Origin of the sequence: Candidatus Bandiella numerosa, from assembly GCF_029981845.1 — a bacterium.
GTDB classification, from domain to species: domain Bacteria; phylum Pseudomonadota; class Alphaproteobacteria; order Rickettsiales; family Midichloriaceae; genus Aquirickettsia; species Aquirickettsia numerosa.
Genome location: NZ_CP104165.1, coordinates 18,072 through 35,597, shown reverse-complemented (window position 1 = coordinate 35,597; position 17,526 = coordinate 18,072). Strand labels below are relative to the sequence as shown.

General features: G+C 28.1%; 8 protein-coding genes and 1 pseudogene. 6 read left to right on the top strand and 3 right to left on the bottom strand.

Features of this window, described 5'->3' with window-relative positions; all coding sequences use genetic code 11:
- Positions 1–405: 405 nt before the first annotated feature.
- Positions 406–540 (top strand): annotated as a pseudogene (locus N3Z17_RS07045) (recombinase family protein); the annotation flags it as partial.
- A 59-nt stretch (positions 541–599) separates the two neighbouring features.
- Here the strand turns inward: N3Z17_RS07045 and N3Z17_RS07040 are convergent.
- Positions 600–1,307, bottom strand: a complete 708-nt coding sequence (locus N3Z17_RS07040) for a tyrosine-type recombinase/integrase (protein ID WP_282472737.1) — start codon at positions 1,305–1,307, stop codon at positions 600–602.
- Positions 1,304–1,921: a Tn3 family transposase gene (locus tag N3Z17_RS07035; RefSeq protein ID WP_282472736.1), complete on the bottom strand. Its 618-nt coding sequence runs from the start codon at positions 1,919–1,921 to the stop codon at positions 1,304–1,306. Before N3Z17_RS07035 ends, N3Z17_RS07040 begins: the two co-directional genes overlap by 4 nt.
- 324 nt (positions 1,922–2,245) lie before the next feature.
- On the opposite strand from N3Z17_RS07035, the gene N3Z17_RS07030 reads away from it, so the two are divergent.
- The 4 genes from N3Z17_RS07030 to N3Z17_RS07015 all read left to right on the top strand — a co-directional run bounded on the left by N3Z17_RS07030 (position 2,246) and on the right by N3Z17_RS07015 (position 14,690).
- The gene (locus N3Z17_RS07030) at positions 2,246–3,109 is read left to right on the top strand and encodes a tyrosine-type recombinase/integrase (RefSeq protein ID WP_282472735.1); all 864 of its coding nucleotides are present in this window, start codon (positions 2,246–2,248) and stop codon (positions 3,107–3,109) included.
- Positions 3,109–6,168: a Tn3 family transposase gene (locus N3Z17_RS07025; protein ID WP_282471556.1), complete on the top strand. Its 3,060-nt coding sequence runs from the start codon at positions 3,109–3,111 to the stop codon at positions 6,166–6,168. Before N3Z17_RS07030 ends, N3Z17_RS07025 begins: the two co-directional genes overlap by 1 nt.
- A gap of 262 nt (positions 6,169–6,430) precedes the next feature.
- Entirely contained in the window at positions 6,431–13,465 is a 7,035-nt protein-coding gene (locus N3Z17_RS07020; protein ID WP_282472734.1) for a non-ribosomal peptide synthetase, read from the top strand.
- Between the two features lie 13 nt (positions 13,466–13,478).
- Entirely contained in the window at positions 13,479–14,690 is a 1,212-nt protein-coding gene (locus N3Z17_RS07015) for an MFS transporter (protein WP_282472733.1), read from the top strand.
- A gap of 296 nt (positions 14,691–14,986) precedes the next feature.
- On the opposite strand, the gene N3Z17_RS07010 is transcribed toward N3Z17_RS07015, so the two are convergent.
- Entirely contained in the window at positions 14,987–15,940 is a 954-nt protein-coding gene (locus tag N3Z17_RS07010) for an IS110 family RNA-guided transposase (RefSeq protein WP_282472729.1), read from the bottom strand.
- A gap of 507 nt (positions 15,941–16,447) precedes the next feature.
- Here N3Z17_RS07010 and N3Z17_RS07005 point away from each other — a divergent pair.
- Positions 16,448–17,515 carry a PDDEXK nuclease domain-containing protein gene (locus tag N3Z17_RS07005; RefSeq protein WP_282472732.1) on the top strand — a complete coding sequence of 356 codons (1,068 nt, stop codon included), beginning with the start codon at positions 16,448–16,450 and terminating at the stop codon, positions 17,513–17,515.
- The last annotated feature ends 11 nt before the right edge of the window (positions 17,516–17,526 follow it).

The window sequence follows — 17,526 nt, the reverse complement described above, 5'->3', positions numbered from 1 at the left end:
AAGTTACGCTAAGGAAATATCTTTGTCGGGTATTGCAATATATCTATAAAAAGTAGCTCTGGAAATTTTTAGAATATTACATATAGGGTAATTTCCAACATTAATGAAAAAAGAGTGATAGCGAATTGCTATAAAGCTGTTATTTAGGTTGATGTGGAAAAATTAAGATGTGCAGTTTTAGGTTTTTCAGTAAAAAAATCAAATATTCATAATAGTTTCTTACTTTTTTATAATTTGAAAATTTTATTTGCAATCGTTATGGATGTAGTACATTATTATCATGACATCTTTTGTACTATATAGATTATATAACGATATATGCTACTAATTTTAAGATGATTTGGTTGTGATTTTGCAAGGTAGTGCAAACGTTCGTTTATACTACATAAAGTAATTAGAAAAAATATGTTAATAGGATATGCTAGAGTTTCAAAATCTGACGGAAGTCAGAATATTGATATGCAAAAAGATGCTTTAATAATAGCCGGAGTAAATCCAAAAAATATTTATGAAGAATATGCAAGTGGTAAAAGGCCTAAGGTTAGAGAACGTGTTAAAATGGCAAAATGATGTTTTTTTGTAATATAAAAAAGGGAACTTTATATAGGGAAATGCTTAATAACTTTTTCATATTCTTTTTGAGCTTCAGTTATAGATAATTTAGAATATACTTCTAATGATTGTCTGCTTTGATGGCCTGAATAAGGTTGTATTAAGGCATCGTCAATTCCTTGTTTTTTCATCCATGTAAATAAAAAGTGCCGTAATTTATGTGGGGATAACGATCTACTCATTCCTGCTAATTTAGAGTATTGAGTTACTGTTTTGCGTATTCCTCTTACACTATATCCTTTTTTCCATGATGATTCAAATAAGTACGTCGCCTTTTTCTTTTTATTACTGTCTATATGTAAGGCTAGCACTTCTTTAAATGCTTCTGGGAAAGGCACTACTCTATCTTTTTTACCTTTACCATTATTTATTCTTATATTGCAATTTACTAAATCTACATCTTCTATTTTTATATTTACCAACTCTCCTACTCGTACTCCTGTATATATTAGTGTTTTTATTATCAGTACATTTTGCATATTTTCTGATTCAAATACTACCTTATAATACCTTTTTATTCCCTCTTCTATAGGAACATAGGGTAAGTGCTTTGGTTGCTTTTCTACTTTTATATTTAACTCATTTCTAATATTTTTAAATAATTCTTTTAAATAATAGTAATCTGGATTTTCTTTTTTTAAAGATCTTGCTATTTTCTGCGCCTTCTCTTTTATTGTCATAGTTCTTTCATTCATATTTCCATCCTCTCATTCATATCTAATTTAAAAGTTCCGTAAGGATTTATATGATTATAAAATAATGGTGATAATGCCCTTTTATCCTCTATTGTTAACTTATTTTGCCAATGATTACCTTCTAACACTTTTTGCAACATTAATGTATTCATATATACCAATGCTGCTTGTAATAAATGTAGGTATAATATTGATATTTCTTGAATAACTGGCTCATTACTAGATATAGTACTCTTCTTACCATAATATATAAAATCATTAACACTATTCCATCTTTCAACCACATTTAACCCCTCATGTATTTCTATTCTTAATTCTTCAAAGATTAAATATTTGCATGTAAATATAGTTTTTATTATCCTTCCTAACTCCTGTAATGCTTGATATACTGGATGTTGCAAATTATTAGCTGTGAATCTTTTTAATAACGCTTCGGGCTCTGTTATTTTCAATTTTAATGCTACAGCATACTCTATCATTCCTTCATAATTATCTCTTATTATCTTCCAATTAATCACTCTGCTTATTAAGCTCTCAATATTATTAATATTTTCAAAATTGGGTATAATTACAAATATAGACAAATCTGGTATTAGGAATTCTGTATACTGCATTTAAAGTGAGTTACAGGAAGAAATTTTTTAAAGGTAACACCTCTATTTATAGTGGAATTAATTATTTTTATGATATTACCTATAATGACCTATATTTTTATATTTCTTCAATAAAAGGATAATAGGCGAATATAAAGTTATGTTATTATTGGATATTTATAATATTAAGCGTATAATATATTATATAGCGACAAGCTTAAAACAATACTCCTTTTTAAATCATATCGTATAATTGGCATTATATATTGACTATTAGGCTGAGTCATCGTATAAGATATAGATTAGGCTAGATTATCTAATAAAAAACTTATCGTATAATAACTTATGAATATAATTGATAAATTTTTAGAGTATTTAAAAGCAAATGAAAAAAGTGAGAATACAATAAAAAATTATCAATCTGATTTAAATAGTTTTGCAAAATGGTTTCTAAAAGCTAATAATGAAAAATTAATATTAGATAAAATCACCCCTACAGATTTAAGATTATACAAAAAACAATTAATTAAAAATAAAAAACCTAAAACAATTAATCGACATATAGCTAGTATAAAGGCGTTCATAAGCTGGGGGGTACGAACAAAAAAGATAAAATATAATATTCCCACACCAAAAAATGTAAAAGAATTAAAGGTGGGATTTAAGTGGTTAGATAGATTAGAACAAAACGAATTACAAAGAAAAGTAGAACAAACTGCCAATAAAAGAAATGTTGCAATTATAAAAATATTATTAAATACAGGCTTAAGAGTGAATGAGTTATGTGAGTTAACATGGGATATGATAACTATAAGCGAGAGAAAAGGAAAAATAATAGTGAAATTAGGTAAAAGAGATAAAACGAGAGAAATGCCATTAAACAAAGATTGTCGTAATTCCTTTTTGAGTATAGGCTATACAGATAATATTGGTAAAGAGAGTAGAATATTTAAAGGACAAAGAGGTAATTTAACTCCAAGAGGAGTACAATTAATGTTAAAAAAGATTGTGAAAGGTAGTAATTTAAAAAATGTTACTCCACACCAACTAAGACATAGTTTTTGTAAAAATTTAGTTGATATGGGGGTAGGATTAGAAAAAGTAGCATTTTTAGCAGGACATGAAAGCTTAGATATTACTAAAATATATTGCACACCCTCTTTTAATGATTTGCAAGAAGCAGTCGAATTAATAGGGGAAGAAGAGTAATGCAAATAATAGAGATAATCCCACCTAAGCAAGCTATGAGCTTTGACAAACCTCCTATATTTAACATTAATGAGCAACAAAAGTATTTTAAACAAGAACCTATACTTCAGGAATTACTATATCAAATTAGAAAGCCAGAAGCAAAAGCAGGTTTATTATTACAATATGGTTATTTTAAAGCAACAAAAAGATTTTTTCAAAAAGAGGATTATAAGAAAAAAGATATTATATTTATAAGTAAATTATTAGGATATAGAGAGGTAGCTATAAGTGATTATAAGGAGCGTACATATAGAGAACATAAAAGATTAATATTATCTATAAGTGGCTTTACTTCTTTTAGTAGCAATGAAGATTTGTTAAAAGTAGAGTTAAATCATATGGCATCACAACAAATGCACCCTCGTAATATATTTTTTGCAGCTATAGATTTCTTAACATCAAAAAAAATAGAACTGCCTAATTACAGGGTATTTGCTAAAATGATAACAGAATCATTTAATCTTTTTGAGTTTCAATCACTCAAGAAAATAGAAATAAATATTACAGAAGAACATAAGGAAGTATTAGATGCGTTGTTAGATAAAAATGATAGTAAGGGAGTTTATGCGAGAAATTTAGTTGCAAGGCTCAAAAACATAAATCAGTCTTTAAGACCAAAAAATATAAAACAAAGTATCAGAGGGTTTTTAATTGTAAAAAATTTATTTAAGGAATTAGAGCCTTTAATAAAATCATTAGATTTATCCCCTGAAGCAACAAAGTATTATGCTATATGGGTTATAAAAGCACGAATAGAACAACTTAGTACACTTAATAATCCTAATAAGATTTATCTTTATCTTGCTGCGTTTATAAATTATCAATATTGCACATGGCAAGATACACTGGTAAATATACTATTGCGTTCCACTCAAGAGAGATTAAACAAAGTTGAAAAAGCTATTGAAGAAAAAATAATAGATAAAAATGAGGAAAAGAATAAAAAAACTCAATCTATAATAGAAGGTTTTAAAAGATCAGAAGAAAGTATAGAAAAAATTAGAAAAATAGTATTTTTAAAAGAGTTAACGGATGCTGAAAAAATCACTATACTTCAAAGTATATTAGGTGAGCAAATAACTACAGAGGAGTTAAAAAAATATCAAGAATTAGAAAAAGAAATACTACATGAACTAAGTAACTCAGAATATTACAAAGTATTAGAAAGTTTTTCTAGAACAATCCAAAATAGAGTTGCTGATATAGTACGTTATGTAGAATTTAATCCAGAAACTAAATCTAGTAACCTAATGGAAGCTATTGTAGATTATCAAAAGAAGAAAGGAGATATTAATAGTACTTCCCCTAGAAAATTTTTATCTAACATAGAACAGAAACTTATTTTTGGAAAAACTAACGATCAATTCAATGTTTCGCTATATAAAGCAGTACTATTGACAAAAATATCTGACGCTATAAAAAGTGGAGAAGTTAATTTACTTAATTCTTATAAATTTCTCCCAATAGAAGCCTATTTAATATCAGATGACGTATGGGAAAAAGAGAAGGAGACACTTATAGAAAGAGCTGGTGTTGGAAAATTTAAAAAGATTAAAGATTTGTTATTAAAATTAAAAGATATATTAGAAAAACAATATTATATTACAAATTGTAATATAACCGATAAAACAAACAAATTTATAAGATTTCATAAGAACGGAAGATTCATACTACATACACCAAAAGTAGAAAGAGGAGAGCATGATAAAATTTCTTCATTATTGAGTAAAAATGAATATAAATCTGTTTTGGAAATTTTTTCAGAAATAGATAAGATATTGAGTTTTACTGAGTGCTTTAAGCATTATAAGGTCAAGAACATAAGCAAAAAACCTGCTAAAGAAATATTTTATGGTGGAATTTTCGGATTAGGAACTAATATGGGACTACATAGATTATCAAATACATCGAAAGGAATCAATTATAATACATTGTATAATACAGTAAATTGGTATTTTACAGTAGAAAATTTAAGTACAATAAATAAAAGTTTTATACAATTTATGAGTAAGTTATGGTTACCAACACTTTTTTTAAAGGATAAAGAGTTACTTCATAGTTCTGGGGATGCTAAAAAATTTGTGGTATCGGCTGAATCCTTAAATGCAAATTTTTCATTTAAGTATTTTGGCCAAAATCATGGTAGTAGCGTTTATACTTTTTTAGATGAAAGGCAGATGTTGTTTTATACAACTATCTTTAGCAGTTCAGAACGTGATGCAGGATATGTAATAGATGGATTATTATGTAATGCGGACATGAATATAGATACCCATTCTACCGATACACATGGATATACAGAAATAATCTTTGCTATATGCTATTTAATAGGAGTAGATTTTGCTCCACGTATCAAAAATATTGCCGCACAAAGTATATTTGCTTTTAATAAAAGTACTAAGCAAATACTCAAGGCGCAACACAAAACTCCTGTTTTACCAGCAAGATATATCAAAACCTCAGTAATAGAAGAAAACTGGGATAGCATTTTAAGATTAATAGTAACAATTAAACTCAGAAACACACAAGCTTCTAGGATTTTACGTAGGTTAAGTTCTTATGCAAAACAACATCAATTACATGAAGCACTTAAAGAATTTGGTAGAATAATAAAATCCATATTTATCTTAAAGTACATTGATAATGTAGAGTTAAGGCAGCAAATAGAGAAACAATTAAATAAAGGAGAGTTATCTAATAGGTTTTCTTCAATAATATTTTTTGCTAATAACCAAGAATTTACACAGAGTATAACAGAGGATCAAGAAATAGTAGTGCAATGTAAAATGATAATACAAAATTTAATTATCTTATGGAATTATTTGATGCTTACAAAACTAATTATGCGCTGTGACCCAGAAAAAAGAAAGGAGATAATAGATATTATAAAGCACGGTTCTATCATTACTTGGAGACATATTAATTTACTAGGTATATATGATTTTAATAATCTAAAAAAAGCAGATATTACATTAGATGATGCAAAGGAGATTTTATTATACAACAAAGCTGCATAAATAAAATATGTTATCGTTAAATAAGTTATTATACGATAAGAACGGCGGTTATTAAAAAAGATGCATTTTTATAAATACCCTAGTTGCCGGTTATTTAGAGGGTATAAAAATATAAATTATTATGAATTAACAGTATAAAATAATTAATTTTGCTATAAATTGAGGTAATGCACTTTAAAAAATATTTCTTATACATTCCTTTACAAGAGGTGTCTAGAATTCCTAATGCCGCATTCACCTATATTTGTAATTACACCCGTGGTTGAAGAATCCTCAAGGTACATACTATACAATAAATATTCAGTATAATTTAAATGGTCCGCTTGACATCAAAAAAATCAATCATGCACTGAATGAATGCATTAAAAGATTTGATGTATTGAGAGCATATATAGTGGAGGAAAATTCTATACCTTATCAAGTTTTTGAAAATGAATTAGAGCAAAAATTTAAAAAAATAAACTGTGAAGGTGTAGATGAAGCAAATATCATAAGGCAGGAGATAATTTCTGTGCCTCTGAACACAACAAAACCCCCAATTTTCCAGTATTTTATTATTGAATATGGAGTGAATCAATATATTTTAATAATTAGACTGCATCATATATTTTGTGATGATACCTCAATATATATGTTCACAAAATATTTATCACAAATATATAATAATACAGTTAATACTGACTCCAATTTCTTGTCACAAGAGTCATTTTTAGACTATATTCATAACGAGCAGCTAGCAAGATTAAATGAAATAGATTATTGGAAAGAAAAATTTAAAACCCTCAAATATCTGCATAATGCTCTAAATTCAAATAGCGTAATACATAATATTCATGAAGGTAAACGTAGGAAATTTTCACTAAATAAAAATTTATCACACCATATCAGAGATTTTGCCATAACTCATAATACGTCTGTATTTAATGTTATGCTGGCTTCATTTAAGATATTTATAGATAAGTATTTTCATAACTCAAATGCATTAGTCTTATATCCTGCTAACATGAGACCAAGGTATGATAAAAACCTTGAATATTTTGGTTTTGGAGCAAATGTAATGCCATTTATCAAAAATATTGAAGAAAATAATTCATTTCTTGAAATAGTCCATTCTGTCGCTAAGCAGAGAAAATGTGAGAATAAATTTAGATGTGTGAATCTTTTGGAAATATTGACTCAAGAGGTTAATACAAGCTACAGTAATATTTATGATTGGGTTATAAGTGAGGTCTCTTTTTCTCAATCCTTGGATTTAAGAAACATTTTATCTAAACCCATCGAACAAAATTTTCAAGAATCTGTTGGTAACTTTGGTTTATACTACTCAAAAGATCAAATAAATATTGAATGTGCTTTTGAGTATAAAATTTCTATGTTTTCTCAGCATTTAGTAGATAAACTAGTAGATTATTTTACTTATATGCTTGAGATTCTACTCCAATTTCCTGAAAAAAACATATCTGAGCTAAGTTTGTTGAGTGAAAAAGAAAAGCAGAAGATTTTATATGACTGGAATAAAACTTTTATTGAATATCCTTCTTATAAGAGTTTACATAGTCTTTTTGAAAAACAGGTGATAAAAACACCTTACGATACGGCTTTAATTTTTGAAGAGAAAGAAATTACTTATAAGGATCTTGATCAAAAATCAACAGAATTAGCGTCATATTTATGTAACAATTATAAAATTACTAACAATACACTGATTGGTATTTGCATGGATAAATGTGAAAATGCAATAATTGGTATTTTAGCAATTTTAAAGTCTGGTGCTGCTTATGCTCCAATTGATCCACATTATCCAGATGAAAGGACTAAATACATAATTGATGATGCTAATATAAAATTAATTCTTACTAATTCAAAATACCAAAATAAATTAGAACAATTTTTGACTGATCAAACTATTGTATCTATTGATAATGAGGATTTTATAGAATCTATTAAAGAATATAAGCTATCTAACTTAGATGTAATTGTTTCGCCTAATGATCTTGCTTATGTCATATACACATCTGGAACTTCTGGGAGGCCCAAAGGTGTAATGATAGAGCATAAAGGAATAATTAACAGAATTATTTGGATGAATAATGAATATCCAGTAAGTGCCACGGACAGAATATTACAAAAAACTCCTTTTACTTTTGATGTTTCTCTTTGGGAAATTTTTTTACCAATATCATTTGGTGCCACCCTTGTATTATCAAGCTCTGATGACAATAAAGATGTTATAAAAATTATTAATCTTATTATAGATAATAAAATATCATATATACACTTTGTTCCATCAATGCTTAGTGTTTTTGTTATGTATTTAATAGGTGCAAATACTAAGATAATTAATCAAATGGCACAAAGTTTAAAGCATTTTTTTTGTAGTGGTGAAGAACTAAAAATTAATGATGTACAAGAGATTATTAGAATTTTTCCTAACATACAATGTCATAATTTATATGGACCAACAGAAGCTTCCGTTGATGTTTTATTTTATTATTGTAATAAAGAGGATAATAAGGTCCTTATAGGAAAACAAATAGCTAATACAACGGCTTATATTCTAGATAAGAAGCTAAGGCCCATGTCGATAGGTTCAATAGGTGATCTTTATATTGGTGGAATAGGTTTAGCAAGAGGGTACCTAAATAATGACACTCTTACAAAGAAGAAGTTTGTGCCAAATTTGTATCAAAGTGATGATGATAAAATTAAAAATCTAAACAATATAATATACCATACTGGAGATTTAGCTAGATGGATGCCTGATGGAAATATAGATTACATAGGAAGAGATGATTTTCAGGTAAAAATCAGGGGATATAGGATTGAATTAAAAGAAATAGAGTCAGTGCTACTTGAGTATGAAGGAATACAACAAGCTGCAGTTTTAGTTGAAGATTTATATGATGATAAAGGTGAAGTAATTTCAAAAAAATTAATAGGTTATTATGTAGCTAAAAATAAATTAGATGAAAATAAAATACTAAACTATCTTGAAAGAAATTTGCCAGAGTACATGATTCCTAAAAATTTAATATATATGGATAATTTTTCTATTACCTCTCATGGCAAATTAGATAGGAAAGCTCTTCAAGAATATAGTATTTTGATAAATAGCAGTGAAAAACGTGATTTTTTAGCACCAGAAGGTGATTTGCAGGTTGAAATGTGCAAGGTTTGGGCTGAAACGTTACGAATAAATGCTGATACAATCAGTGTAAATGATAATTTCTTTAGATTGGGTGGCGATAGTATTCTTGCTATAAGACTTGTAAATAATATTAAGAAATATATTGGTTATGAATTAAGTGTTGCAGATTTATATAGGTCTAAATCTTTACTAGAAATGTTAAAATGCATTAAATTGACTAGCAAATCTTCTATTAAAGAATCCTATAAGCCATATAGTCTAGTCAGTTTTGATGAGTTTTCCTTTAATAAAGACGTAGATGATATATACCCGGCCAGCTATTTACAAGCAGGTATGATTATAGAGTCATTAATTGATAAAACAACGTATCACGATGTTTTTATATATCCAATAAATTCTGTTTTTAAGGAAAAGAAGTTTCTCAGTGCATGGAAAATATTGATAGCAAGGCATGAATTACTAAGAGCCGAATTTATTATCAGTAAAGATGATATATGGCACGTTGTAATAAATAGTAATCTTCGTCTAGATTATAAAATCTTTACTGCTAAAGATAGCAAAAGTATAATGAGAGAAGAAATTCTAAATTACTTTGATGTTAAAGAAAGCCCTCTTTTTAGACTAAAAGTTAATATTCTTAACAATAATACTTTTGATTTAATAGTATCTTATCATCACGCAATTGCTGAGGGTTGGAGTATTGCTTCCTTAATAAGTGAGTTTTTGGATATTTATAGTCAGAATATTGAATTAGAGAAACTAACGCCAATAAAAATTTCTTATGGAGAGTTTGTTAAAAATGAGCTGTCTATAGTAGAAGATTTATCTCAAGTTGACTTTTGGAAATTATACTTAAGCGAATTTAGACCTAATGGTATCAGTTGGAAATTTGATTCCACCAGATCTAATGAAGGAAGGTATATTGCTAAATTTGATCTTCATAATAAATATGCTCTGTTGTGTTTTGAATTATCAAGAAAGCATGATATTAGCATAGATTCAATTTTTTTATATGTTTTAATTAAGACTATATCTTTTTTTACAAAAGATATAGATTTAGCAGTAGGTTTTGTCGTTCACAATAGATTAGCAAAAGAAGATGGCGATAAAATTTTTGGTTTATTTCTAAATACTATTCCTTTTAGATATAAAATAAATCCAGATTTAGATGATTTAGAATGTATTAAACAAATTTTTGAGACTAAACTTCAGTTACAAAAATATCAGTTTTTCCCTTATGCAAAAATTAAGTCTATCTTTAATCAAGATCTTTTTAATATAGTATTCAATTATACTCATTTTCATATTTTAGAGTCTTCTCAAAATAGTATGAAGTTTGCCGAAGGTTTTGAAAAAACCAATATTCCTATTGTTTTTAATGTTTCTCAGTATGGTAAAGAAGGATTTTCAGTAAAAATTAATGCTCACGATAATTTTGTGAGTGAAGAATATGTGAGTTACTTTTTAAGTTATTTTGAAAAATTTTTATATGAATTTTTAGATAGTAATAAGATTAACTATAGGTTAAAAGATGAAGATTATACTCAGCTCACTTCTACACTTAATGCCACTGACAAGAATTTTTACAACCAAGATAATACTATACATGATTTAGTAATACATGGTAAATTTAATGAAGATAATATTGCTATAGTTGATTCAAGTAAAAACAAAAATTTTACTTATAAGCAACTTCTAATAAGCTCAGATTTACTGGCAAAATATCTTTACTTGAGCTCATCTAAGGAAGGAAATATTGGCTTATTAATAGCCGTGCTTAGTGAAAAAGGTTATAATCAGGTTGTTTCAACTATTTCTGTAATGGCTGCTGGTCACGCTTATTTACCATTAAATACTGATTGGCCAGCTGATAGAATTATTGATATACTTACACAAGGTTTTGTTAAAACAATACTAATATCAAGAGAAATTAGTAAAAATGCAGACCTGATTGGAAAGATTTCAGATACGTATAATTTAATTATTATTGAGGATATACTAGAAGATATTAGTTCTAATACAGATACAATTGTAAAATATAGTAAAGTTGTATTGCCTGTTGTTAGTAAAGATGAAATAGCATATGTAATTTTTACTTCTGGTTCTACAGGTAAGCCAAAAGGAGTAACAATAACACATACGGGAGCAGTTAATACAATAGTTGCTATTAATGAAGAATATAATATAAATTCAGAAGATGCCGTACTAGCTCTTTCTGATTTAAGTTTCGATCTATCCGTATATGATATTTTTGGAATTTTATCTGTTGGAGGACGAGTTGTTTTTCCTGACCAAAAGAAACTAAAGGATACAAATCATTGGTTAGAATTATTAAAAATCCATGAGATTAGTATATGGAATACTGTTCCTCAATTAGCTGAAATACTAATAAACACTGCAGGTGTTGAGATTTCATATGTGAGATTGTTTTTATTAAGTGGAGATTTTATACCTGTCAATCTGCCCTTAAGAATAAAGAATATCGATCATAATACAAAAGTAATAAGCCTAGGGGGAGCAACAGAGTGTAGCATATGGTCAGTATGGTTTGAAATTAAAGAAATAAAAGAAGAGTGGAAAACTATTCCTTATGGTATTGCTTTGCCAAATCAGAAGGTATATGTGGCTAATCCTAATAATATTAAAGAATTTTGCCCTTTTGGTGTAAAAGGAGAGCTTTTAATAGGTGGTAGTGGAGTGGCGCTAAATTACTGGAATGACCATGATAAGACTCAAAAAACTTTTATTCATGATGATAAATTTGGTAGCTTATACAGAACTGGAGATATAGTGAGATGGCTTCCAAGTGGTATATTAGAATATATAGGAAGGAATGATGAACAATTAAAAATAAATGGATACAGGGTTGACCTAGGTGATATAGAATCTAATATAGCAAAATTTCCAGGAATTAAACAATGTAAAGTTATTATTAATAATATTAATAATGTACAATTAATAATTGCGTATTATACATCCAATAAAAAAATAAAACAAAATGAATTAACGGATTTTTTATCTAGGAAAATTCCTTTTTATATGATCCCTAGAGATTTTATTTACCTAGATGATTTTCCTCTAACTCAGAATGGTAAATTAGATATAAAAGAACTTCCTACTTCTAAATATTCAAATGTTGTCCAACATGTTAATCCTAGAAATGAAAATGAAAATAATATGGTTGAAATATGGGCAGAATTACTCGGTATTGATAAAAATCAAATTGGAATAAAACATGATTTCTTCCAGTTAGGAGTCGATAGTATAAAAATAATGAAACTTGTTTCTAGAACCAATAGATTATTTAATTCTTACCTTAAAATTACTGACATCTATTCTCATAGAAGCATTGAAAGTTTGATTCCACGAGTTATAGAATTAAAGAAAAATTTTGAGGTCATGGTAAAGCTTAATGATACTTATAATAAAAATAATCTTTTTATGATTCATCCAGGTAGAACTGGGTGTGAAGTATATATAAATTTAGCAAAAAGTTTGGAAGGTTATTATAGTTGTTATGGTATTGATTCATATAATTTATATAATGATAAAAAAATAGATAATCTTGAAGATTTAGCTCTTTATTATCTATCCCAAATACAACTTGTCATGAAGCAAACTAAACAAAATAAATACTATTTTCTGGGCTGGTCCCTTGGCGGACTTATTTGCCTTAAAATTGCTGAGTTACTTGAAAAGAAAGGTATAAACAATATATTTGTTTGTTTAATTGATACTATTTTATTAGATAATTATTTGCTTGAATTAGTTAAGAATATAGATGTAAATTCAGCAAAAGTTACATTAACAAATTATATGGAGGCAAAAGGATACGATAAAACCTATATAAAAAAATGTGCTGACATTTCACCTATAGAATTGCGTTATAATGTTCAAGGAATGAATATTTACCTAACAAAATCTAATCTTGTACTATTTAAAGCAATGTTAATAGATAAAGAAAATAATTTAGATGGAGCGAACAAAGAGTCGAAAGAATATATAGCAAAACTGAAGTTTAACAATGTCAATTCTATCGTACCAAAAACTTCAAAAATTGATCTAGTTGAAATTGAGGATGCCCACCACTATACAGTTATGCGTATTGGACAAAATAAAATTTCTAAATTTTTAAGAAATATTTTTTAGAGATTTAGAAAAAATGTTTAATACATATAAAAATATTACTAACAATCGAGTGTTAGTTTTTGTATTATTTTTAATAGTATTATTATATGTATTTATGTGGACAGCGTGTATCCCAGCCTTGCCAACCATCGCAAAATATTATGCACAAGATAAAAATCAAATTTATAATATAGTTATAAATTATCTCTTTGGTGTTGGTATATCTCAGATCTTTTATGGAAGCATGTCTGATATTTTTGGTAGGAGATCTATTTTATTAGTAGGTAACTTCATATCTATAATAGGATCATTTGTTGTTTTAGTATCTGATTCATTAGATGTGATGCTTGTTGGAAGGTTTATTCAAGGTATTGGGGCAGGATCTTTTGTTGTAGTGTGGAAAGCTATAGCCAGAGATATTACGATTGGGAAAAGTGACACCTTTATATCTATAGTTTCAAGTATGATGATAGTAGCAGGTGTTTTGCAGATTATATCGCCTATAGTTGGAGGATATATTACAGTTTTTTCTAATTGGCGTACAATATTTTTTGTTATGTTATTGTGCTCTATCCTATCTTTTTTTTATATTTTTATTTTTTTGCCGGAAACTTTAGCAAATCCGTTACAGCATTATTCTGTACTTAATTATATTAACAAAAATCTAAAATCTATAATTACTAATCTAGATTTCTGGTCGTTTACTCTTATATCTTCTGTAGCTTTAAGTGCAGTTACAATATTCCAATATTCTTCTTCTTTTATATTGGAAAATCAACTGGGTCTTCAGCCTAATCAATTGGCCTATATGCCAGTTTTTAACGTTGTCGGTTTTTATATGGGTAATACATTTGCACACAAATATTTATCTAAGCAATTATATTATTTCATCTTTGCGATATTTTTTATGTTTGTAGGTGCAAGTATAATGCATACTTACACTACAAGCACGATTCTTAAGCTGATGTTGCCAATGTTTATTTATAGTTTAGGTACCGGTATTATCATACCTTTTGCCACAGCTTATGCTATTGTTAAACATGAAAATATAGGTTTTGTATCTAGTTTTACTGGTACAATACAAATGCTAGTAGTAACTTGTTTTTGTAAGTTTTTTAATGCTCATATGCAAATAACTACCCAAAGATCTATAGCAAAAATATTATTTATATGCACATTAATAAATTTACTTATTTATTTTGCGCATATATGTATTGACTCTCAAGGTAAATTAAAAAACAAATGATTTATAAATTATCGAGTAGGGGCTATGTGGAAGAAGTGACACAAACGTACTGTTAGGTCTGGGGATGCTCCTGAATTAAACTTTGATACCGTCTTAAAAGTCAAATAAAAAATCATAAATTTTCAGAAATAAAATTAGAATTAAAAGTGGTATTAGTTTTAATAATAACCCGAGCTGGAGATAAGAAATAGGATTGTGGTTTTTAGCAACAACAGCAGGTAAATATAGAGCTTTACGTAATTAAGGCCTGGTGATACTGTGTTAAATGTCAACAAATCAAAGGCGCTTTTTAAAAATTAAATTTCCTTAAATTCTACCCCATTTTTTAAAATTGCAAAAATTACATGTATTAATTTGCGCATTACAGCAGCAATAATAACCATTTTACGTTTACCTCTTTCTTCTAATCTTTTAGAGAATGTAATCATGGTTTTATTAAAATTGATAGCAGTAATTGCTGGAAAATAAAGGGCTTTCCTTAAATTACCAGAACCAATTTTAGATATTTTTGCTCTACCTTTTACAGAGCTACCAGACTGATTATGCATTGGAGTTAATCCTGCGTGTGAAGCTAACTTACGTGCAGATTTATAATTACGTAAATCAGGAATTTCTGCTAAAATAGCAATAGCGGTTTTTTTGCCTATTCCTGGGATTGTTTGTAAATTTTTACAATTTTTTTGCATTTCACAATGACTGGCAATATGTGAATCTATTATTTCTTCTAACTCTTTAATTTGATTTTCTGTATGCTTAATAGATTTCTGCATTAATTTTCTCATTTTGCTATCCTTAGAAACTAATTCAAGTTTGTTTTGATAACGTATTTTATCCTCTTGATAGCTTTGCATACAACGGAATAGTTCCTTAAGCTCAGAAAATTCAGAAGTAGCTGGATGCCATTGTTCTGGGATATATAGCTTGCAAAATTCAGCAATAATTTGGGCATCGTATTTATCTGTCTTATTTCGCAATAATTGAGTATTTCTATAAGCTCTAATTCTTAAAGGGTTCAGTATACTAACCTTATATCCAGCCTCATGTAAGTGAGTTGCAGAACCTAAGCTATATTTACCTGTAGATTCCATGCATATATGTGGTGATAGTTTTTTGCTTTTGATAAAGCTGATTAAAAGTTCATATCCGCCTACATTATTATCATATATTTTGGTAGTAAGCTTGTTATTACGCAGAATACAAATATCTAGTTTTTCTTTAGAAACATCAATTCCAATAAATGAATTGCACATTTTATACCTCATGATAAAATTAAAAAGTAAACTTTAAACAACCATGCAAATTCAGAGTCAAAGGCTCTATGATACTGTTCGTTTAAAAGTAATGGGTAAGGACTAATCACCAGGACAGCATTTTATGCTAGGGTGGGTAACAGTTTTCCTTACCCTTAATCTAAAAAGTGTACATCTTTTTTAGATACATTTTCAACATACATGGGTGGGTAGCTGTAGAAACGGCAAACTGAGATTCTATAAGATAGGATAAAAGGAGGACAGAGAGAAATTTCTTTGATAACTATTCATATTTAAAAATAAATTTCACTTTACAGATTCTAACATGAAGATAAAAATAATTCCTCCTAAATTTTATGGATAAGTATATCAAAAGTAATTTACCGATAATAATAAAGTGATAGTAACTTTATAAGATTATAGACAAAAAGCAACAAATAATCTATATTGAGGTTGAGGTAGAGATAAATAATATACCGACCCTACTAATTATAAGAACTATTAGTTATGAATAAAGAAGTAATAAAAGTAGAGCAATCATATCATAGTTTATTAAGTGATATTGCCGATATAATAAAAAGAAGCAAACAAAATGTTGCGACTACGGTAAATTCAGCAATTGTATTATTATATTGGACAATAGGAAAGAGAATTGACGATGAGATTTTAAAAGGAGATAGAGGGAATTATGGTGAACATATAATATCTCAGTTAGCACAAGAATTAACAGTAAAATTCGGCAAGGGGTATACTAAAAGTAGCTTATTTAGAATGGTGAGATTTGCTAAAATATATTCAGATCAAAAAATAGTTGCTACAGTGTCGCAACAATTATCGTGGTCACATATTATAATTATTTGCCAAATAGAAGATGGCGTTAAAAGGGACTTTTATCTAGAAATGGCTAGGATAGAGAGGTGGAGTGTTAGGAGAGCTAGAAATAAGATAAATAGTATGCTGTTTGAAAGAACGGCGATAAGTAAGAAACCTGAAGAAGTTATAAGAGCTGAGATTGATAAACTGAGAGAAAAAGATGAATTAACACCAGATTTAGTTTTTAGAGATCCTTATTTATTAGATTTTATGAATTTGCCTGGCAAGTATTCTGAAGGTGATCTTGAGAACGCTATTTTGGATAATATAACAGAATTTTTGTACGAGCTAGGGAATGATTTTTGTTTTGTAGCTAGGCAAAAAAAAATGTCTACACAAAATACGGACCGATATCTTGATTTATTATTTTATCACAGGGGATTGAAGAGATTAATAGCAATAGAATTAAAGCTTGGAAAATTTGAGCCAGAGCATAAAGGACAAATGGAGTGGTATTTACGTTGGCTAGATAAGAATGAGCGCAAGGAAGATGAAGAGAGACCAATGGGAATAATATTATGTGCTGATAAAGATCAAGGAGATGTTGAGTATTTAGAGTTAGATGAAGCTAACATTCATGTTACTAAATACTTAACTCAATTACCACCAAAAAAACTGCTAGAAGAATACCTACATAAGGCAATAGTATTGGCACGTGCTAGTTACGAAACAAGGAGACTAAAGAAAAAGGATGTAGATTAATGTGGAATTAG

What these genes read in the sequence shown, in the direction of transcription:
- N3Z17_RS07010 (WP_282472729.1), bottom strand. Translation starts at nt 15,940, where the DNA reads ATGTGCAATTCATTTATTGGAATTGATGTTTCTAAAGAAAAACTAGAT.
- N3Z17_RS07040 (WP_282472737.1), bottom strand. Translation starts at nt 1,307, where the DNA reads ATGAATGAAAGAACTATGACAATAAAAGAGAAGGCGCAGAAAATAGCA.
- N3Z17_RS07030 (WP_282472735.1), top strand. Translation starts at nt 2,246, where the DNA reads ATGAATATAATTGATAAATTTTTAGAGTATTTAAAAGCAAATGAAAAA.
- N3Z17_RS07005 (WP_282472732.1), top strand. Translation starts at nt 16,448, where the DNA reads ATGAATAAAGAAGTAATAAAAGTAGAGCAATCATATCATAGTTTATTA.
- N3Z17_RS07015 (WP_282472733.1), top strand. Translation starts at nt 13,479, where the DNA reads ATGTTTAATACATATAAAAATATTACTAACAATCGAGTGTTAGTTTTT.
- N3Z17_RS07035 (WP_282472736.1), bottom strand. Translation starts at nt 1,921, where the DNA reads ATGCAGTATACAGAATTCCTAATACCAGATTTGTCTATATTTGTAATT.
- N3Z17_RS07025 (WP_282471556.1), top strand. Translation starts at nt 3,109, where the DNA reads ATGCAAATAATAGAGATAATCCCACCTAAGCAAGCTATGAGCTTTGAC.